General features: G+C 58.4%; 15 protein-coding genes. 6 read left to right on the top strand and 9 right to left on the bottom strand.

The features are described from left to right. Positions 1-80 precede the first annotated feature (80 nt). Entirely contained in the window at positions 81-269 is a 189-nt protein-coding gene (locus tag AC1DQM_RS05640) for a short-chain dehydrogenase/reductase (protein WP_081791079.1), read from the top strand. A gap of 72 nt (positions 270-341) precedes the next feature. Here the strand turns inward: AC1DQM_RS05640 and AC1DQM_RS05635 are convergent, their stop codons facing one another. The 3 genes from AC1DQM_RS05635 to AC1DQM_RS05625 form a co-directional block, all read right to left on the bottom strand. After that, positions 342-1,550: an MFS transporter gene (locus AC1DQM_RS05635; RefSeq protein ID WP_168206162.1), complete on the bottom strand. Its 1,209-nt coding sequence runs from the start codon at positions 1,548-1,550 to the stop codon at positions 342-344. Between the two features lie 89 nt (positions 1,551-1,639). Next, positions 1,640-2,662 (bottom strand): alpha/beta hydrolase, encoded by a 1,023-nt coding sequence (locus tag AC1DQM_RS05630; protein ID WP_086945756.1) that lies wholly within the window; start codon positions 2,660-2,662, stop codon positions 1,640-1,642. 44 nt (positions 2,663-2,706) lie between these two features. After that, entirely contained in the window at positions 2,707-3,756 is a 1,050-nt protein-coding gene (locus tag AC1DQM_RS05625) for an NAD(P)-dependent alcohol dehydrogenase (RefSeq protein ID WP_018927735.1), read from the bottom strand. 165 nt (positions 3,757-3,921) lie between these two features. Between AC1DQM_RS05625 and AC1DQM_RS05620 the strand changes: the two genes are divergently transcribed. The 3 genes from AC1DQM_RS05620 to AC1DQM_RS05610 all read left to right on the top strand — a co-directional run bounded on the left by AC1DQM_RS05620 (position 3,922) and on the right by AC1DQM_RS05610 (position 7,385). Beyond that, positions 3,922-4,848 carry an AraC family transcriptional regulator gene (locus AC1DQM_RS05620; protein ID WP_138867301.1) on the top strand — a complete coding sequence of 309 codons (927 nt, stop codon included), beginning with the start codon at positions 3,922-3,924 and terminating at the stop codon, positions 4,846-4,848. Between the two features lie 440 nt (positions 4,849-5,288). Continuing rightward, positions 5,289-5,915 carry a TetR/AcrR family transcriptional regulator gene (locus AC1DQM_RS05615; RefSeq protein ID WP_138867302.1) on the top strand — a complete coding sequence of 209 codons (627 nt, stop codon included), beginning with the start codon at positions 5,289-5,291 and terminating at the stop codon, positions 5,913-5,915. A 198-nt stretch (positions 5,916-6,113) separates the two neighbouring features. Continuing rightward, positions 6,114-7,385 (top strand): OmpP1/FadL family transporter, encoded by a 1,272-nt coding sequence (locus tag AC1DQM_RS05610; RefSeq protein ID WP_018927738.1) that lies wholly within the window; start codon positions 6,114-6,116, stop codon positions 7,383-7,385. Positions 7,386-7,496: 111 nt separating this feature from the next. Here the strand turns inward: AC1DQM_RS05610 and AC1DQM_RS05605 are convergent, their stop codons facing one another. Together AC1DQM_RS05605 and AC1DQM_RS05600 are read right to left on the bottom strand one after the other, a co-directional pair. Beyond that, complete coding sequence (locus AC1DQM_RS05605) at positions 7,497-8,282, bottom strand: SDR family NAD(P)-dependent oxidoreductase (protein WP_138867303.1); 786 nt, start codon at positions 8,280-8,282, stop codon at positions 7,497-7,499. Positions 8,283-8,420: 138 nt separating this feature from the next. Continuing rightward, the gene (locus AC1DQM_RS05600) at positions 8,421-9,881 is read right to left on the bottom strand and encodes an efflux transporter outer membrane subunit (RefSeq protein ID WP_138867304.1); all 1,461 of its coding nucleotides are present in this window, start codon (positions 9,879-9,881) and stop codon (positions 8,421-8,423) included. 220 nt (positions 9,882-10,101) lie between these two features. On the opposite strand from AC1DQM_RS05600, the gene AC1DQM_RS05595 reads away from it, so the two are divergent. Together AC1DQM_RS05595 and AC1DQM_RS05590 are read left to right on the top strand one after the other, a co-directional pair. Further along, positions 10,102-11,211 carry an efflux RND transporter periplasmic adaptor subunit gene (locus tag AC1DQM_RS05595; RefSeq protein WP_138867305.1) on the top strand — a complete coding sequence of 370 codons (1,110 nt, stop codon included), beginning with the start codon at positions 10,102-10,104 and terminating at the stop codon, positions 11,209-11,211. After that, the gene (locus tag AC1DQM_RS05590) at positions 11,208-14,357 is read left to right on the top strand and encodes an efflux RND transporter permease subunit (protein ID WP_138867306.1); all 3,150 of its coding nucleotides are present in this window, start codon (positions 11,208-11,210) and stop codon (positions 14,355-14,357) included. The genes AC1DQM_RS05595 and AC1DQM_RS05590 overlap by 4 nt, the downstream gene beginning before the upstream one ends. 98 nt (positions 14,358-14,455) lie before the next feature. Here AC1DQM_RS05590 and AC1DQM_RS05585 read toward each other — a convergent pair whose 3' ends face one another. The 4 genes from AC1DQM_RS05585 to AC1DQM_RS05570 form a co-directional block, all read right to left on the bottom strand. Continuing rightward, entirely contained in the window at positions 14,456-15,412 is a 957-nt protein-coding gene (locus AC1DQM_RS05585) for a 2-hydroxyacid dehydrogenase (RefSeq protein ID WP_138867307.1), read from the bottom strand. A gap of 33 nt (positions 15,413-15,445) precedes the next feature. Next, positions 15,446-16,204: an SDR family oxidoreductase gene (locus tag AC1DQM_RS05580; RefSeq protein ID WP_138867308.1), complete on the bottom strand. Its 759-nt coding sequence runs from the start codon at positions 16,202-16,204 to the stop codon at positions 15,446-15,448. Positions 16,205-16,247: 43 nt separating this feature from the next. After that, the gene (locus tag AC1DQM_RS05575; RefSeq protein WP_138867309.1) at positions 16,248-16,940 is read right to left on the bottom strand and encodes a fumarylacetoacetate hydrolase family protein; all 693 of its coding nucleotides are present in this window, start codon (positions 16,938-16,940) and stop codon (positions 16,248-16,250) included. 98 nt (positions 16,941-17,038) lie between these two features. Further along, positions 17,039-18,388, bottom strand: coding sequence for an MFS transporter (locus AC1DQM_RS05570; protein ID WP_019649133.1), 1,350 nt, complete (start codon positions 18,386-18,388; stop codon positions 17,039-17,041). Between the last annotated feature and the right edge of the window lie 432 nt (positions 18,389-18,820).

Below are 18,820 nucleotides of genomic sequence, written 5' to 3'. Positions count from 1 at the left end.
GAACGGCGCCACCAGCGATTCATCTGTCCCTGAATCGGTAATTAACGTCCACGGCTCTTTGAGGAACGGTGAACAATGTCATGCCGGTCGCAGACACTTGGGGTACTGCGGCCGATGTGCCTGCGCCCACTAACGTACTTGGCCGTTATGGATCACCCGAAGAGGACATCGCACCGGTGGTGCTGTTTCTCGCCAGCAAGGATGGGCAATTTTTGACGGGGTATAGCCTGACGCCTGACGGTGGCCAAATCATCGACAGCGCACGCTGATTTTACCGTCCAGTCTGCAACCGATTGCCCCACAGGGAACACAAGACTCGCCTTGGCATGTCTTGTGTTTTTTCAAGCGATGCTCTCCGATGCAACAGGTTCTCGCGAGGCAGCGCGTGCCGCCAGGAAGGCAAGAACTGCCGCCACGCCTAGCAGCGTGGCGCTCAACTCGAAAGTCGCTTGATAGCCGTTCGAGTCAAAGACCAGCCCGCCAACGGTTGCGCCGGATGCAATGGCCAGTTGGATGATCGCCACCATTAAGCCGCCTCCGGCTTCAGCATCCTCTGGCAATGTTCTGGCCAGCCATGTCCACCATCCCACCGGCGCCGCGGTCGCAACCAGCCCCCAGAGGCTCAACAAGACGGTGGTGGTAGTCGCAGAGCTGCCGAACGAAACGAGTGCCAGTGCGATCGCCGCCATCAATATCGGGATGACGATGAGGGTGCGATGCAGGCCATTTTTCAAGAATGCTTCAATCAGGAAGGTTCCCGCGAGGCCTGCCAGGCCGAGGACGAGCAACATCAGTGACAGCATGGAAATACTGACGTGCGTGACCGTTTCAAGGAACGGGCGCAGGTAGGTAAATAGCATGAACTGGCCCATGAAAAAGACACTGACCGCCGCCATGCCTAACGCGACCGGTGTGCTTTTCATCAGCCTGAAAACATTTCCAGTGCCTGAACCGCTTTGCGACTTCATCGCAGGAAGGCTCGCCCAAAGCCAGAGACTGGCGATTACCGCGACCGGGATGACGCACAAAAATGCGCCGCGCCATCCGATGAAGGCTCCGAGAAAACTGCCCAGAGGTGCTGCAATCACTGTCGCCAGAGCGTTGCCGCCATTGACGACTGCCATGGCGCGAGCGATCTGGTCGTCAGGCACCAGGCGTATGGCAGTTGCCGCCGACAATGACCAGAAACCACCAATTGCTACGCCGATCAGCGCGCGGCCGGCCATGAACACCCAGTAGTTCGGCGCGAACGCGACCACGGTTCCCGAAACGATCATCAGCAGGGTCAGGGACAACAGCAGTGGCTTGCGGTCGACCCGCGCCGCCACCGAAGCGGTCAGGAGGCTGGCGAATAGCGCAAACAGCCCAGAGACTGAAATGCCCTGGCCCGCTTGCCCTTCGGTGATATGCAGATCGGCGGCAATCGGTGTCAGCAGGCTGACGGGCATGAACTCCGATGCCACCAGGACGAAGGCGGCGAGCGACATGGCGAATACGGCACCCCATGATTGTTCAGGTTTTCGCGGGGCTGAGAGCGTGTGTTGGATCATTGATTGAATCCCGTAATGCGCGAAGCGTCGCGGCCCCGGGAACGAGGCCGCGCGTGAGAACGGATGCCCGGCCAGGGCACTGCTCAGTGCTACTTCAGGTTGCTTTTGAAGAACGTGGTCAACTTGGCGAATGGTATGAGGTCGACCCGGTCGTAAAGATCCACATGGCCGGCATCTGGAATGATGAGCAGTTCTTTAGGTTCTGCCGCGCGTTTGTAGGCATCCTCGCTGAACTCGAGTGAGTGTGCCCGGGCGCCAGCAATGAACAGCAGTGGGCGAGGGGAGATCGTCTCGATGTCGTTGAACGGATAGAAGTTCATGAATTTCACGTTGCTGGTCAGCGTCGGCATGGTGGTTGTCTGTGCCGATGCGCCGGCAGGGGTGACCTCACCACGCGGTGTGCGATAGAAATCGTAGAACTCGTCACCCACGGCGTTGCCGGTCAGCTTCAGTGGTGAGCCGCTGGTATAGCGGACTTCGCCACCCCAGAATTCGGCGTTGCGCTGCTGCGCCGCTTCGCGAATGATTTGCTGGCGTTGTTCGATCGTTACACTGTGCTTGAGGCCATTACGATTGGCGGCGCCCATGTCGTACATGCTGACGGTGGCGATGGCCTTCAGGCGCGGATCGATCTTGGCCGCACTGATGGCGAAGCTGCCACTGCCGCAAATACCGATGACGCCGATACGTTCACGATCGACCAATGGGCGAGAGCCGAGAAAGTCCACGGCGGCACTGAAGTCTTCGGCGTAGATATCAGGCGAAACGGCCTGGCGAGGCGTGCCCTCACTTTCACCCCAGAAGGACAAGTCCAGCGACAGTGTGATAAATCCCTGTTCGGCCATTTTTGTGGCGTAGAGGTTTGCACTCTGCTCCTTCACTGCCCCCATTGGATGACCGACAATGATCGCGGCATTCTTCGATTGAGGATTGAGGTTCTTCAGGATGAACAGATTGCCCACCACCTTCATGCCGTATTGATTCTTGAAGGTGACCTTTTCTACCGTCACTTTTTCGCTTTTGTAGAAGTTGTCCGCGCCGTTCGACAAATCGGCTCCCGTTGAAGAAAAAGAGGTAACAAGCAGCCCTAGGGCAAGCAAAATGCCTTTCACTGGATAGTCCTTTTGATGAGTGGTTATTCGCTGGCGCCTTTCGCTTAGCCAGCCAATGTGGCGTTGTCGATCACGAAGCGATACTTGACGTCGCCCTTGAGCATCCGCTCATAGGATTCGTTGATCTGATCGACCCGGACCAACTCGATGTCGGCGACGATGCCGTGCTCGGCGCAGAAATCCAGCATCTCCTGCGTCTCGGGGATACCGCCGATCATCGAGCCGGCAATCGTTCGTCGTTTCATGATCAGGTTGAACACATTGGGCGATGGATGCGGCGAGGCGGGCGCACCGACCAGGGTCAGCGCACCATCGCGCTTGAGTAGAACCAGAAAGGCATCGAGATCGTGGGGGGCTGCGACGGTGTTGAGGATGAAGTCGAAGCTCTTGGCATGCGCGGCCATCTCCTCAGCGTTGCGCGATACCACCACTTCGTCAGCGCCCAACTCCTTCGCCGCTTCGCGCTTGGATTCGGATGTAGTGAACGCCACGACGTGGGCGCCCATCGCGTGGGCCAGCTTGATGCCCATGTGGCCCAGGCCACCAATGCCGACCACGCCGATTTTCTTGCCCGGCCCGGCGTTCCAGTGACGGAGTGGGGAATAGGTGGTGATGCCCGCACACAGCAGTGGTGCGACGGCGGCCAGTTGTTCTTCGGGATGGCGGATACGCAGAACATAACGTTCATGCACCACGATGTTTTGTGAGTAGCCGCCGAGCGTCCAGCCAGGTGCGTCCGGGGTCGGGAAGTTGTAGGTGCCGACCATGCCGTCGCAATAGTTTTCCAGCCCCGTGGCACAGTCTTCACAGTGTTTGCAGCTGTCGACGATGCAACCGACACCGACCAGATCGCCGACTTTGAAATCCACAACATGCGCGCCGACCGCCGATACACGACCCACAATTTCGTGCCCCGGTACGCAGGGAAATTGCGTGCCTGCCCACTCGGCGCGCACCTGGTGCAAGTCCGAATGGCAGATGCCGCAAAAGGCAATATCGATCTGAACGTCATGGGCGGCGGGTGTACGGCGAATGATTTGCAACGGTTCAAGGGGCTTGTCGCCCGCATGAGCACCATAGGCTTGTACAAGCATGGGAGAGTCCTCAATGGCTTTGTCGGATGAACATTTTCCGGCTCTGCCCAGACTCCCTGTAGTGCATTGCGCTGGATTACTTGCCTGATTCTATGAGTCTCTGTTTTTTTGCAGGACGGTCACGAGCGGGCGAGTTAGAGTTCAGCGAAGAGGTACAAGGCGAACATGACGATCAAACACGACACTGCTGCTCAGCACCTGTCGCCACAAGAAACGCTCGTGCGGATCATTGGCGAGCAGATCCCGAAACCAGGTGACTACGGAACGCCCATTGCGGGCCTGGGCTTTTTCAGGCGCGAACATCCGTCGCCGCCCGTCGTCTGCATGGTCGAGCCAAGCATCATCCTCGTCGCCCAAGGTGAGAAACAGTTGTGGGTAGGTGGCGAGGGCTACCCGTATGACACGTCGCGATTTCTGATCACCTCATTGGACTTGCCCGCCAATTCTGAGGTGCTGGCGGCAAGCCCGGAGCAGCCATGCCTGGGGCTGACTTTGAAGCTCGATCTGCGCATGCTGGCTGAGCTGATAGTGCAGGGTGACTTGCCGCCAACCCGTGATCGATCAGTGGTGAAAGGTGTCGGGATTGGTTCAGTAACGCCTGCCATGTTGGCGTCGTTCGAGCGCTTGCTGGCGCTACTCGATGAACCCGAAGCCATCCCTGTGCTTGCGCCCCTGATTCAGCGCGAGATTCACTATCGTCTCTTGAAGAGTGATCAGGCCGCCAGGTTGCGGCAGATTACCTCGGTCGATGGCCAGGGTTATCGCATCGCAAAAGCCATCGACTGGCTGAAGTTGAATTACGCCTCGGCGCTTCGCGTCGAAGAACTTGCGGCGCGAGTGCAGATGAGCACACCCACCTTTCATCACCACTTCCGCCAGCTCACCTCGATGAGCCCGTTGCAGTACCAGAAGTGGTTGCGATTGAACGAGGCGAGGCGATTGATGCTCAACGAGCATCAGGAAGTATCAAGCGCAGCCTACCAGGTCGGCTATGAAAGCCCATCGCAGTTCAGCCGCGAATACAGCCGTCTGTTTGGCGTACCCCCCAAGCGGGATATTGCGATGTTGCGAGGGCAGGGGGTAGCAACATAAATACACCCTGTCAGGCAGGCGCCATCAGGATGGCTCTCAGCTGGCAGCTAAGGCTATACAAGGCCGACAAACGACAGAATAACCAGGACAATCACAACTGCCCCGACGATGTAGATAATATTGTTCATGAAAACCACCTCTCTATCCCAACAGGATTGCGACACCATGGTGCCTAATACAGATGACACCTTCGTTCGCAGTTCCGTTCCCCGAACCAGTCTCGGCGGCCGCACTCACCACTGAAGGACTATCAGATAATGTTCTCCAATAAATCAGTCGTGTGTCGCGCAGCAGCAACTCTTCGAGGCAGCCACTGTCGACCGGCTCAAGTGATGAAGTTTGTGGGCGCTCGGAAAAGTCGTTCAAAATGGCCGATTCGTGACTAGATATCTTATCGGTCACAAGTTGTCAGTCGGCGATTGGGTGAGTAAGCTGTTCCCATGAATCAGCCATCAATATCTTCAGCTTCGCCCAGCCCCCGTGGCCCAGCCGATCACGACATTCGAGACCAGATTGTTGCGGCGGCCAACGAACACTTCAGTCAGTACGGCTACGGCAAAACCACGGTTTCCGACCTGGCTAGGGCCATTGGGTTTTCCAAGGCCTACATCTACAAATTTTTTGATTCCAAGCAGGCGATCGGTGAAGCCATCTGCGCAAATTGTCTGGCAGAAATCGTCGCGGCTGTGAAGCAGGCGATCAATGTAGAAGACCTGTCGCCGACGGAACGCTTTCGACGATTGGTCAAAACTGTGGTCGCCACAGGCGTGAATCTGTTCTTTAACGACCGAAAACTCTATGACATTGCAGCATTTGCGGCGTCGGAAAGCTGGCCCAGTACGCAGGCTTATGACGCACAGATCAAACGCTTCGTGTTGCAAATCGTGCGGGAGGGGCGAGAGATCGGCGAATTTGAACGCAAGACTCCCCTGGACGAAACAGTAGAAGCGATACATCTGGCTTTGCGGCCTTTCGTCAATCCTTTACTCCTGCAGTACAACCTCGATTATGTCGAGGAGGCGCCCACGCTCACCGCCAACCTCATTTTGCGTAGCCTCATGCCTTGACCTTCGGCTAACGGTTTTACGTCATGCCTGTGTAAGCGACACATCACCAAAACGGCTTTTCACTTTGCCCTTCTTCCAGTCGTCGAAGGGTATTTCATTTATTCGCATTGTGACCGTTGACTGAATTGGTCACATGAATAAATATGGTGAGCCGTTACTTCTACTGCTTCATCTCAGTGATCCCATAGAGTTCAAACAATGAAAAAAATGTTGCTCAAGAGCCCATTTGGCCTCGCTGTCGTGCTCGCATCTTCAAATGTGTTTGCAAGCGGTTTCGCTCTCAATGAACAAAGCGTCAGTGGGATGGGGTCCGGGTTTGCCGGGCGCTCCTCATCCGCTGAAGATGCGAGCACGGTCTTCGGTAATCCGGCGGGTATGTCTCGATTGAAAAGAGAGCAGGTCAGCGTGGGCGCGGCGACTCTATTCGCGAAGACCGACATAAGCCAAACCCGCAGTACATTCGGAGGTCAGGAAGACGGCGACATGGTGCCAACCACCACAGTGCCTATGGGTTACTACGTCAAACCCATCGATGAGCATTGGGCGTTCGGTGTAGGTTTTTATGTACCTTTCGGTCTGATGACTGACTATGGCAGCGGTTTTGCCGGGCGTTACTACGCCAACAAAAGTGAGGTCACGACCCTTACGTTCCAGCCCACCATCAGCTATGCCTTCAACGACAAAGTTTCGATCGGGTTCGGTCCGACCATCAACCGCATCACCGGTGAGCTGTCCGGGATGGTGCCCAATCCACTTAGCCCAGGTCGCAATGACGGAAAACTCAAAAGCACGGGCGATGACACGGCCCTCGGTTTCAACGCCGGTATCCTGGTGCAGGCTACAGACCAAACTCGCTTGGGCATGACTTACCATTCCAAGGTCAGTTACCACTTGGACGCCAAGACCAAGGTCACCGACGGCATCTTTAGCGTGTTGGGGGTCAGCGGCCGGAGTTATGACGCTTCGCTGGATGTGGATACCCCAGAGTCAGTGGATTTCTCGGTGACTCATCAGCTCAATAATGACTGGACTCTATATTTGGGGAGTACCTGGACACGCTGGAGTCGCTTTAAAGAATTAACCATCGAGAACACGGGTTTACCCCCTTTGTTGAGCGGCTCGCTGGGCACGATTACCGAAGAACAGAACTGGCATGATACGTGGGCTCACGCTATCGGCACGGCGTACAAATTGAACAGCCAATGGGTACTTCGCGCAGGCTTCTCGGTCGACCAGTCTCCCACCAACAACACCAACCGTGGACCGCGCATTCCTACGGGTGACCGGAAGGTTATCAGCTTCGGTGCTGGCTGGACTCCGGCGGACAATGTCACGATCGATGTTGCTTATTCCTACCTATGGGAGGAGAGCGTGCAGATCAACGACGCCTCTGCGAATAGAGGTGCATACAGTGCCAAATTCAAGAACAGTGCGAACGGGCTCGGTACGTCTGTGAGTTACCGCTTCTAATTGAGTGCTGTTACACGATGAATGTCCTGTCGGGAGCACGCGTTGCCTCCCGACCTTTAGGAACACATCTCGGGCCTTTCCCCTGAGGTAAAAGGCCTCTTTGTCGCCCCCTCAGACTCCCATCACCTGCGCCATAAGGCCCTGATGAAACCGACGAGGCGTGGCCCAAGTCAAGACAGTAATGGCCTTGTTGCCAAAACCCGGCACCACGCTCATGCGTCCGGCTTGCAGCGCACGGATTCCTGCACGTACGACGGGTTGGGGCTGCATCATCACCCTTTTCAAGACCGGCGTGATCTTTTGCTTGGCGCTTTCTGCAAATCCGGTATCCGACATTCCTGGGCACAGTGCGGTAACGACGACGCCGTCATTTTTCAGTTCGCGATGAAGCGCATCAGAGAAGCGAAGAACATAGGCTTTCGCGGCAGAGTAAACGGCGAAATTCTTCACGCCCTGGAAGGACAGCAAGCTGGCGACCATCAGGATGTGCCCACGTTTGCGGGCTCGCATGTCGGCCGCGAAAAGGCGTGTCAGGGCTGTCAGGCTGGCGATATCCAAATCAATCATGGTCAGGGACTCATCCAGAGGTTGATCCAGGAAAGGCCCCTGCAATCCATGACCCGCATTGTTGATGAGCACATCGATCACTATATTGCGTTCGCTGAGTCGCTCATGCAGTCCGATGATCGCCGGGATCGAGGACAGGTCTACTTGTTCGACGATCACATCAACGCCGAAGCGTTCGCGCAACTGCGCCGATAGCGCTTCGAGCTTGCTCAGCCTTCTTGCTACCAGAACGAGCGATTTTCCCTGCGCTGCATATTGCCGGGCAAACTCCTCGCCAAATCCGCTTGATGCGCCGGTGATGAGTACCCAGGAATTTTCGTTCGACTTCATTTCGCTTTACTCCGGTTGGTTTCTATTGAGCAATTGGCTGCTGACCGCGTCAGTCGGTGAGCGAACCCACTCTCGGATTGGGTAGTAGCTGAAAGAGGGGGGAGGTGCGTGCATCAAGTGCTACATCACCTGGTTAAATCATCGTGTCGCAACAGGCTGGGCTTCAGGAGGCTGCCAGCCACCACCGAGGGCCTTGAATGCCGCGACCGCCGCCCGTGCTGATTCCGTTCGTGCTTGTGCCCGGGCATCGGAAGCCTGCAGCATCGTCTCGTCGGCGTGCAGGACGTCGATCAGGCTGGCCGTGCCTTTCTCATAGGCAATGAACGACGATTGGCGAGCCTGTGTCAGAGACGCCTCTCCCCCGGTGAGGGTGGTTGCTTGAGCTTCCCGATTCACCAGGGAGGAGAGCGCGTTCTCCACATCCTCGGTGGCGCGCAGCACGGACTGACGGTAAGCGGCCAGGGTTTCGGCTTCCTGTCCCTTGGCTTGGTCGATTTGGGCGTTTATGCGACCGAAGTCGAAGAGTCTCCAGCGCAGTCCCAATACGCCCGCCGACTGGCTGGCGCCGCTGGTGAAAAGATTGCCTGCGGATACAGCCGTAGCACTACCCAGCAATGCGCTGAGGGAGAATTTCGGGTAGTACTCAGCAATCGCCTCCCCGATGCGTGCGTTTGAAGCCGCAAGACGGCGCTCAGCCACAATGAGGTCTGGCCTGCGGCGCAGCAAATCGGCCGGCGTTCCCATCGCCTTTAACTGCGGCGCTACAGGAATGCTCCCCGCACTGGCCAGTTGTGTGCGGTGAGTGCCTGGCGGCGTGCCGAGCATGACATCCAGCGCATTCATGGCAGCATCGAGACCGGTCTGCAGGACCGGCACTGTCGCCTGGACCTGCGATAGCGCCCCTTCGGCCTGGCGAACCTGATAGTTGGCGGCGAGCCCCTTGCTGTAGAGCAACTGGACTTTCTCTAGTAGCTCTCGCTGTGTTTTGACTTGTCGGTTCGCAATGTCCAGCCGGGTCTGCAGTCCGCGGATAGTGATGTAGACATCGGCGGTCTGTGCAGCGACGGCCAATCGTGTGGCAGCGACGCCCGCCTGGGAAGCCTGGTACTCAGCCAGAGCAGCCTCGCGTCCGCGGCGCAATCCGCCAAAGACATCTACCTCCCAGCTGGCATCGAGGTTGGCCTCGTAGGAACTTCCGTACCGGTCATAGCCAGGCGTTGAGTTCAACACCTGGCCGAGCGGAGTCTCGATTGACTGGTAGGAGCGCGCGGCCTGTCCGCTGATGTTCCCCGAGGGCAGTAAAGCGGCATTTGCGGCGCCCAGTCCGGCCCGTGCCTGCGTGACTCGCGCCGACGCCTGCGCCAGATCCAGGTTCTGCTCAAGTGCCTTGGAGACGAAGTCGGCTAACAGCGGATCACCAAAGCCTTCCCACCAGGCGACAAGACTGGCCGGCGTCGCCCCAGGCCTCTGTTCGACAGAAGACTGCCCCAAGTAATGGTCCGACAGTGGGGCGTCCGGACGGTGATAGTCCGGACCGACCGCGCAACCTGTCATCAAGCTGGCACTCACCAAGAGAGCAATGGGGCGGAGGGGAGGCATTGAGGTACCTTCAATTGAGGATGTTTGTGACCATATTACGTTATGGTCACTATCTGTCAATCGACGCTCTTTGGACTGAGCTCGAGGTTGGCCAGCAGTATTCGGCAACGCTAGTGCTGGGATCATGGGGGGCAGTACTTCATGAATCGTGACCATTGACAGATATAGTCACTAGACTGAGAATGAAGCGCCAGTCCTATTTGTTTAAGTAAGGGAACCTATGCGCCGGCTTCGACCTGTCCCCATTGCCGCTTGCTTGTTGCCTCTCGTCCTGACGGCGTGTGGCGACTCATCCACCGTTGAAGATCCACGCACGCATGCCCCTCTGGTGAGGTCCTCTGCGGTTCAGGGTTCGTCCGACGTCTCACGTTCTTTCACGGGCGTCGTGGCTGCCCGCGTCCAGGGCGACCTGGGCTTCCGGGTATCAGGCAAGGTGCTTGAGCGTCTGGTTGACACCGGTCAGACCGTTAAGCGCGGTCAGCCACTCATGCGTCTCGACCCAATCGACCTGGGGTTGCAGGCGCGAGCACAGCAAGAGTCGGTCATCGCCGCTCGGGCCCGAGCCAAGCAGACTGCAGATGACGAGGCGCGATATCGCGACCTGGTCGCCGCAGGCGCTATTTCCGCATCGGCTTACGACCAGATCAAAGCCGCAGCGGATACCGCAAAGGCGCAGCTCAGCGCCGCTGAAGCGCAGGCTGATGTAGCCCGCAATGCTTCTGGTTATGCGGTGCTGTTTGCGGATTCCGACGGCGTAGTGGTGGAGACGCTCGCCGAGCCCGGACAAGTCGTCAGCCCGGGACAGCCCGTGGTTCGACTGGCGCGGGCGGGGCAACGTGAAGCCATCGTGCATCTGCCCGAGACGCTACGCCCCGCAGCAGGATCCACCGCGCAGGCGACGCTTTATGGCAATACCACGGGTGCTGTTACAGCGAAGCTGAGGTTGCTTTCTGACTCGGCCGACCGAATGACACGCACCTTCGAGGCGCGGTATGTGCTTGAGGGCGCGCTGGCCAATGCACCGCTAGGTTCGACCGTCACGCTTCGGATCGCTGAAGGCGCCACGCAAGGGCAGGGGCTACAAGTGCCGATCGCTGCCGTTTATGACCCAGGCCAAGGCACTGGCGTGTGGGTCATTGCCGGTACACCTGCGAAGGTGGCCTGGCGACCTGTTCAAGTCTTGGGCTTGAGCGACGACGCAGCGCGAGTCGCAGGCGATCTCAAGGTCGGCGAGCAGATTGTAGCGTTAGGCGCGCATCTGCTGCGCGATGGTGAGGAGGTGAGGCTGGCTCAACCGGATGGCGTCAAGGTCGCAGGGAGTCATCCATGAGCGAGGGGCGCTTCAATCTCTCCGCGATCGCCGTTCGCGAGCGCTCCATCACGGTGTTTCTGATCTTCCTGATCGCCGTTGCGGGCATCCTGTCGTTCTTCCAGCTGGGGCGTGCGGAAGATCCTCCGTTTACGGTCAAGCAGTTGACGGTCATTACCGCGTGGCCGGGCGCCACGGCGCAGGAGATGCAGGATCAGGTAGCAGAGCCACTTGAAAAGCGCCTGCAAGAACTGAAATGGTACGACCGCACGGAAACCTACACCCGTCCTGGCCTCGCCTTCACCATGGTGTCACTGCGCGATAGCACGCCGCCCGCGCAGGTGCAGGAGGAGTTCTATCAGGCGCGTAAAAAGCTCGACGATGAGGCCAGGAAGCTGCCGGCGGGTGTCATCGGGCCAATGGTCAACGACGAGTTTTCGGACGTGACATTTGCACTGTTCGCCCTGAAAGCCAAAGGCGAACCGCAGCGACTGTTGGTGCGTGATGCAGAGTCGTTGCGCCAACAACTGTTGCATGTGCCGGGCGTGAAGAAGGTCAACATCATTGGGGAGCAACCCGAGCGCATCTTTGTTTCCTTTTCCCATGATCGGCTGGCCACCTTGGGCGTATCGCCTCAGGACATCTTTGCCGCGCTGAATAATCAGAACGTGCTCACGCCTGCCGGCTCGATCGAAAGCGACGGGCCGCAGGTTTTTCTTCGGCTGGATGGCGCCTTCGATAAGGTGCAGAAGATTCGTGACACACCCATTGCGGTTCAGGGGCGGACGCTGAAGCTCTCGGACGTGGCGACGATCGAACGTGGTTATGAAGATCCGGCAACCTTTCTCGTGCGTAATAACGGTGAAGAGGCCTTGTTGCTGGGGATCGTGATGCGTGAGGGTTGGAACGGTCTTGACCTGGGCAAGGCGCTGGACGCGGAGACGGTCAAGATCAATGAAGGCATGCCGTTGGGCATGACGCTCTCCAAGGTCACCGATCAATCTGTAAATATCAGTTCGGCCGTCGGCGAGTTCATGGTCAAGTTTTTCGTCGCGCTGCTTGTGGTGATGCTCGTCTGCTTTCTCAGCATGGGCTGGCGTGTAGGCGTTGTGGTCGCTGCGGCTGTGCCGTTGACGTTGGCTGTGGTGTTTGTGGTGATGGCGGCCACTGGAAAGAACTTTGACCGTATCACCCTTGGCTCGTTGATTCTGGCGCTCGGACTGTTGGTGGACGACGCCATCATTGCTATCGAAATGATGGTGGTGAAAATGGAAGAGGGCTACGACCGCATCAAAGCTTCCGCGTACGCCTGGAGTCATACAGCCGCGCCGATGCTTTCCGGTACGCTGGTGACGGCTATCGGCTTTATGCCCAACGGTTTCGCGCAGTCGACAGCCGGCGAGTACACCAGCAACATGTTCTGGATCGTGGGCATTGCCCTGATTGCCTCTTGGGTGGTTGCGGTAGCTTTTACCCCGTACCTGGGTGTGAAGATGTTGCCGAACATCAAGAAGGTGGAGGGTGGTCATGCGGCCATCTACAACACCCGAAATTACAACCGCTTCCGCCAGGTATTGACGCGTGTCATCGCTCGCAAATGGCTGGTAGCCGGTACTGTTATCGCAATGTTTGGCGTGGCGATTCTCGGCATGAGCCTGGTCAAGAAACAGTTCTTCCCTACCTCGGACCGTCCAGAGGTATTGATTGAAGTGCAAATGCCTTATGGAACCTCCATTGAGCAGACCAGCGCCACCACCGCCAAGATAGAGGCCTGGCTGCAAAAGCAGGGTGAGGCAAAAATCGTCACGGCCTATATCGGGCAAGGCGCGCCGCGTTTCTATCTGGCGATGGCGCCGGAACTCCCTGATCCATCGTTCGCGAAGATTGTGGTGCTGACGGACAGCCAGGAGGAGCGCGAGGCCCTCAAGTTCCGTCTCCGCGAAGCCGCTGCTGAGGGACTTGCCCCAGAAGCGCGTGTCAGGGTGACTCAGCTTGTATTTGGTCCGTATTCGCCGTTCCCTGTTGCCTATCGGGTGATGGGGCCTGATCCGTCAAAATTGCGCGAGATCGCGAGCCAGGTACAGGACGTGATGCAGTCGAGCCCGATGATGAGAACCGTCAACACTGACTGGGGGCCACTGACGCCGACGCTGCATTTCGCCCTGGATCAGGATCGCTTGGAGGCGGTGGGGTTGACGTCAAACTCAGTCGCGCAGCAACTGCAATTCCTGTTGGCCGGAGTACCGATCACCGCAGTTCGTGAGGACATTCGCTCGGTGCAGGTGGTTGGTCGTGCTGCGGGTGATATCCGGCTCGATCCCGCCAAGATAGAAGGTTTTACGCTGGTGGGCACGGCGGGTCAGCGGATTCCGCTGTCTCAGGTGGGAGAGGTCGATGTTCGTATGGAGGATCCGATCCTCCGACGTCGTGACCGCACGCCGACCATTACCGTGCGCGGTGACATTGCCGAAGGCCTGCAGCCACCGGACGTCTCGAGCGTGATCATGAAAGAGCTGCAGCCGGTCATCGACCAGCTGCCTGACGGGTACCGGATCGAGCAGGCGGGTGCAATCGAGGAGTCGGGCAAAGCCGGTAAAGCGATGTTGCCGCTGTTCCCGATCATGATTGCCATGACGCTGCTGATCATTATTCTGCAGGTACGTTCGATCTCGGCGATGGTCATGGTGTTCCTCACCTCGCCACTGGGGTTGATTGGTGTGGTGCCGACACTGCTTATCTTCCAGCAGCCGTTTGGTATCAACGCTCTGGTAGGTCTAATCGCCCTTTCAGGCATTTTGATGCGCAATACGCTGATTCTGATTGGGCAAATCCATCACAACGCCCAAGAAGGGCTGGATCCGTTTCACGCGGTGGTCGAAGCCACGGTCCAACGTGCCCGCCCGGTACTGCTGACAGCGCTGGCGGCGATCCTGGCATTCATTCCCCTGACACACTCCGTCTTCTGGGGGACGCTGGCCTACACGCTGATCGGAGGCACGTTCGTCGGAACCATCATGACGCTGGTGTTCCTGCCAGCGATGTACTCCATCTGGTTCAAGATCCGTCCCGACCATGCGGGGAAAACTGAACCAGCCAATAAGCAAGCAAGCCTGGTGGATAGGACGCCACCTCGTCCTCTCGATGTTCACCAAACCACAGAGCTTTAGCCGTAGGCCATAGCGTGCTGCTTTAGTGGGCGTCGACGTGGCTGTTTACCTGACACCGAACCGCCGAGGGGACGCAACGTCTCCTCGGCGGCCAACGTTCAGTCAGTCACAGACCCCTGCGGTATTCTCCCGGCGAAACTGTCCACCAGGCTCGCCACCACCATCTCTCCCATTCGCGTGCGAGTCTGCAGCGTCGCACTGGCGCGATGGGGCTGCAGCACCACGTTCTCGTTACCAAACAGTGCTTCGGGTACGTTCGGCTCATCGACAAACACATCCATTGCCGCACCCGCGATCTCTCCAGCGGCCAGTGCCGTCACCAGATCGACCTCGTTGACCAACTTGCCGCGCGCCACGTTGATCAGATACCCGTCCTTGCCCAGTGCGTGCAGCACCTCGGCATTGATGATGGCTTCAGCCTTGTCGGCAGCGGCCGCGAGAATCAGTGCATCACTGTAGCTGGCCAGCTGCTTCAGATCGGCGATGAACGTGTGGTTCACGTCGCTCATCGGCTGCAGATCGGTGTAACTGATCGGGCAGCCGAACGCCGCGGCCCGGGTCGCCACGGCACGGCCGACCCGGCCCATGCCGACGATGCCGATGCGCATGCCCGACACCTGACGTGCCAACGGCAACGGAGCCAACGGCGTCGGGCTATGGGGCCATTGGCCCGAACGCACATAACGATCACTGGTGCACAGACCCCGGCACACGGCAATCAACAAGCCGATGGCCAGGTCGGCGACATCTTCGGTCAGCGCTCCGATGGTTGCCGTTACGCGGATTCCGCGATCCCGGGCGTAAGCCAGATCCACCGCATCGGTACCCACGCCGTTGACCGCCACCACTTCCAGTTTCGGTAGTTGCGCCATCAGCGCCTGGCTGATTCCGGTATGCCCGCCGGTGATCACCCCGCGAATGTTCGCGCCGTGTTCCTGCAAATAAGCCTGCTTGTCGGCCTGCTGGAAGTAAGGTCTGACGGTAAACAGCTCATCGAGCCGCGCGTTGATTTCAGGGATCAGGATCGGGCTGAGCTGCAAGACTTCTGGCTTCATGTAAACCTCGTGTAGCGGAATAAAAAGACCGGTTCAACCGCGACCGGCAAACGGCATGGCAGTGGCCATGACGGTCATGTTCAGGACGTTCGCTTCCAGCGGCAGGCCGGCGATGTAGCGCACGGCATCGGCCACATGTTTGACGTCCACCATCGGCTCCACGGCGATGGTGCCGTTGGCCTGGCGCACGCCTTTGGTCATGCGCACCGACATTTCGGTCAAGGCGTTGCCGATGTCGATCTGGCTGCAGGCGATGTTGAATTCGCGCCCGTCCAGGGCCAGGGATTTGGTCAGCCCCAGCACCGCATGTTTGCTGGCGGTGTAGGCGCTGCTGAAGGGGCGTGGGGTATGCGCCGAGATCGAGCCGTTATTGATGATGCGTCCGCCCTGTGGCTGTTGCCGGCGCATCAGTGCGAAGGCACCACGGGCGCAGAGGAAAACGCCGTTGAGGTTGGTGTCGATCACGTTTCGCCACTGCTCGAACGTCAGCTCATCGAGCGGCACTGCAGGGGCGTTGACCCCGGCGTTGTTGAACACCACGTCGAGGCGTCCGTATACCTCGGTGATGGTGGCAAACAGCGCATCGACGCTGGCCGGGTCGCGCACATCAGTGGGCACCGCCAACGCTTCGTGTCCTTCGCTGAGCGCCAATTCGACCAAGGCCTGCAAAGGCTCCGCTCGGCGACCGGCCAACACCAGGGTGAATCCGTCTGCCATCAGAGCCAGCGCCACGGCGCGGCCGATTCCGCTGCCGGCGCCGGTGACCAGGGCCACTTTCAAAGGACTGGACATGTTGTTATCTCCTTTTTTCAATTCACGAGAGCGTACGTCGGGTTCAAGGTCGCTGACCGACGCGCATTTCCAGTTGGCCGATGCCGTCGATCCCGGCATTGATGATGTCGCCCGGTTGCAGCACATCGACGCCCGCCGGGCTGCCGGTCATGATCAAGTCACCGGCCCGTAGCGCTACCGATTGCGAGATGCGGCTGATGATTTCACTGACCGACCAGATCTGGCTGTCGAGGCTGTCGCGTTGGCGCTCTTCGCCGTTGACGTTCAGCCACAAATCACCGTCCGGGTGTCCGGCACGAGTCACCGGCACGATGGCGGTCATCGGCGCGGCGCCGTCGAACACCTTGGCACCTTCCCACGGCAAGCCATTGCTTTTGGCCGCACGCTGGACATCACGGCGGGTCAGGTCAAGGCCGACGGCATAGCCCCAGACATAGGCCAGCGCCTGACTCTCCGGAATATTGGCGCCGCCTTCGCCGATGGCCACGACCAATTCGATTTCGTGGACAAACTCTTCGGTCAATGGCGGGAAAGTCACTTCGCCCGTCGCATCCACCACGTTACTCGCCGGTTTCATGAAGAACACCGGCGGCTGGCGGGACTGGCCTTGGGTGTCTGGCCAAGGGTAGTTGCGGCCGACGCAAAATACTCGGCCAACGGGAAAGCGTTGCTGGCTGGCGGCAACCGGCAAGGTCACGGGCAGGTCCGGGGTAAACACGTACTCGGTCATCGTCATTTTTGTTGTCGTCCTGTTTGAAGCGTCAGCGTACGGCGGCAATCTTTTGCAAAGTTGGACGAAAGCCGCCTCGTGTTGGAGAAAAACGGTTTCTTGGCTCAGCGCGCCTTGAGTTCGATGCGATACAAGCGACCGAGCAGCAACGAATAGGACAAGGTCCCCATCAGCGCCACGCCGCCAATGAACCAGAAGGCGTAGGCAAACGAGCCTGTCGCGTGGACGATGCCGCCAATCACGATCGGGGTGACGATCCCGCCGATGTTGGCGGCCAGGCTGGTGACCCCGCCGGTCAGGCCGATCAGTTCCTTGGGCGCGACTTCCGATACGGCCGCCCACGACGACGAAGCGATTCCCTGGGCGAAGAAGGCCATGGTCAGCACTGCAATGCAGATCACGTTCGAGTCGGTGAAATTCACCAGCACGATCGACATCCCCAGCATTGAGCCGACCACCAATGGCAACTTGCGAGCGAAGGACATTGAGTAACCACGACGGATCAGCAAGTCAGAGACGATGCCGGCCAGCAGAATGCCGACCGTTGCACCTACGAACGGCAGCACGGCGAAGACCCCGGCCTTGATCATGGTCAGCTTGCGTTCTTCGATCAGGTACGTCGGGAACCAGGTCAGGAAGAAGTACAACGCCGAGGTGCTGGCGAACTTGCCGATGCAAATCGCCCAGATCTGCCGATAGCTGAACAGCTCGGCGATCTGCCGCCAGTTGAACCGGGTGCGCTCCTGACTGCTCTTGACCAGTCCGCCCCCGGCTTCGATGTACTTCAGTTCTTCCTGGCTGACGTTCTTGCAGCTCAGCGGATCGCGGTACACGTAGAGCCAGATCACACCAAACACAATGCCGAGTATCCCGGTGCTGTAGAAAACATGGCGCCAGTCATAGGTCGTGGCCAGCCATAACAGCATGCCGGTAAACAATGCCGTGCCCAGATACTGGCCGCACACGTAAATGCTGCTGGCCAGGCCCCGTTCGCGGGCTGGGAACCACACTGTGACCGCTCGGCTGTTGGCCGGAAACGCTGGAGCTTCCATGGCGCCGACAGCCAGGCGCAGCCCGAACAGCGAAGCGAACCCAGTGGCAAAGCCTTGGCACACGGTGACCGTCGACCAACTGATCAGCGACACCCCGTAGGTGAACCGGGAACCGAAGCGATCGGCGATGAACCCGGCGGGGACCAGGGCGAGTGCGTAGGTCCAGGCAAACGCGGAAAAAATCAGGCCCATTTCGATCTTGTCCAGGCCCAGGTCCTTGGCCATGAACGGTGCGGCAATCGAGATATTTACGCGGTCGATGTAGTTGATGATGGTCGCAATCAGCAGCAATGACAGCATGAACCAGCGCCGCCGCGTCGGTAGTCGCTGAGGCAACAGGGCGTCCCGGGCGCCGGCGCTCACCGACGGCGCGGTGGACGGGGAGGTTTGCGAATTCGACATGAGTAGACCTTTTTATTGTTAGGAGAATCGAGATGTTCGCGCGCAGCCGAAGCCGATGCCCCCAGTGCCGGGGCAGGGCAATCGCTACTTGAATGAGGGCGCGGACAGCTACTGTCAGGCGCTCAGATACGCCTTCGGACTGGCTCGGTCGGGGGAGGGTTGGCGAGGGAAAAAAGCAGGTTCATCACGAGCGCACCTTTTGATTGTTTTTGGAAGGGTCGGGCTGCATTGGTTGTTACAGTGGTCGTACAACCTCTCAAAATCAACGGAGGCGTTAGATCGTTTTTTCTCCTGTAAAAGGTTATTCATGCAGGTGTCCAAGAGAAATCAAATCGGCTCATTTCCTTCGTTATGCTTTATTCACTTAATAAGTTGATGTTTTTAAAGGATTAAATATTTTTGTGTGCTCTTATTTTTTTGGACAGGCGACAC

The organism is Pseudomonas sp. 01L34 (assembly GCF_056400265.1).
Note: the sequence above shows the minus strand (reverse complement) of the source record. Positions and strands in the feature narration are given on the sequence as shown.

What these genes read in the sequence shown, in the direction of transcription:
- AC1DQM_RS05640 (WP_081791079.1), top strand. Translation starts at nt 81, where the DNA reads ATGCCGGTCGCAGACACTTGGGGTACTGCGGCCGATGTGCCTGCGCCC.
- AC1DQM_RS05635 (WP_168206162.1), bottom strand. Translation starts at nt 1,550, where the DNA reads ATGATCCAACACACGCTCTCAGCCCCGCGAAAACCTGAACAATCATGG.
- AC1DQM_RS05625 (WP_018927735.1), bottom strand. Translation starts at nt 3,756, where the DNA reads ATGCTTGTACAAGCCTATGGTGCTCATGCGGGCGACAAGCCCCTTGAA.
- AC1DQM_RS05620 (WP_138867301.1), top strand. Translation starts at nt 3,922, where the DNA reads ATGACGATCAAACACGACACTGCTGCTCAGCACCTGTCGCCACAAGAA.
- AC1DQM_RS05615 (WP_138867302.1), top strand. Translation starts at nt 5,289, where the DNA reads ATGAATCAGCCATCAATATCTTCAGCTTCGCCCAGCCCCCGTGGCCCA.
- AC1DQM_RS05610 (WP_018927738.1), top strand. Translation starts at nt 6,114, where the DNA reads ATGAAAAAAATGTTGCTCAAGAGCCCATTTGGCCTCGCTGTCGTGCTC.
- AC1DQM_RS05605 (WP_138867303.1), bottom strand. Translation starts at nt 8,282, where the DNA reads ATGAAGTCGAACGAAAATTCCTGGGTACTCATCACCGGCGCATCAAGC.
- AC1DQM_RS05600 (WP_138867304.1), bottom strand. Translation starts at nt 9,881, where the DNA reads ATGCCTCCCCTCCGCCCCATTGCTCTCTTGGTGAGTGCCAGCTTGATG.
- AC1DQM_RS05595 (WP_138867305.1), top strand. Translation starts at nt 10,102, where the DNA reads ATGCGCCGGCTTCGACCTGTCCCCATTGCCGCTTGCTTGTTGCCTCTC.
- AC1DQM_RS05590 (WP_138867306.1), top strand. Translation starts at nt 11,208, where the DNA reads ATGAGCGAGGGGCGCTTCAATCTCTCCGCGATCGCCGTTCGCGAGCGC.
- AC1DQM_RS05585 (WP_138867307.1), bottom strand. Translation starts at nt 15,412, where the DNA reads ATGAAGCCAGAAGTCTTGCAGCTCAGCCCGATCCTGATCCCTGAAATC.
- AC1DQM_RS05580 (WP_138867308.1), bottom strand. Translation starts at nt 16,204, where the DNA reads ATGTCCAGTCCTTTGAAAGTGGCCCTGGTCACCGGCGCCGGCAGCGGA.
- AC1DQM_RS05575 (WP_138867309.1), bottom strand. Translation starts at nt 16,940, where the DNA reads ATGACGATGACCGAGTACGTGTTTACCCCGGACCTGCCCGTGACCTTG.
- AC1DQM_RS05570 (WP_019649133.1), bottom strand. Translation starts at nt 18,388, where the DNA reads ATGTCGAATTCGCAAACCTCCCCGTCCACCGCGCCGTCGGTGAGCGCC.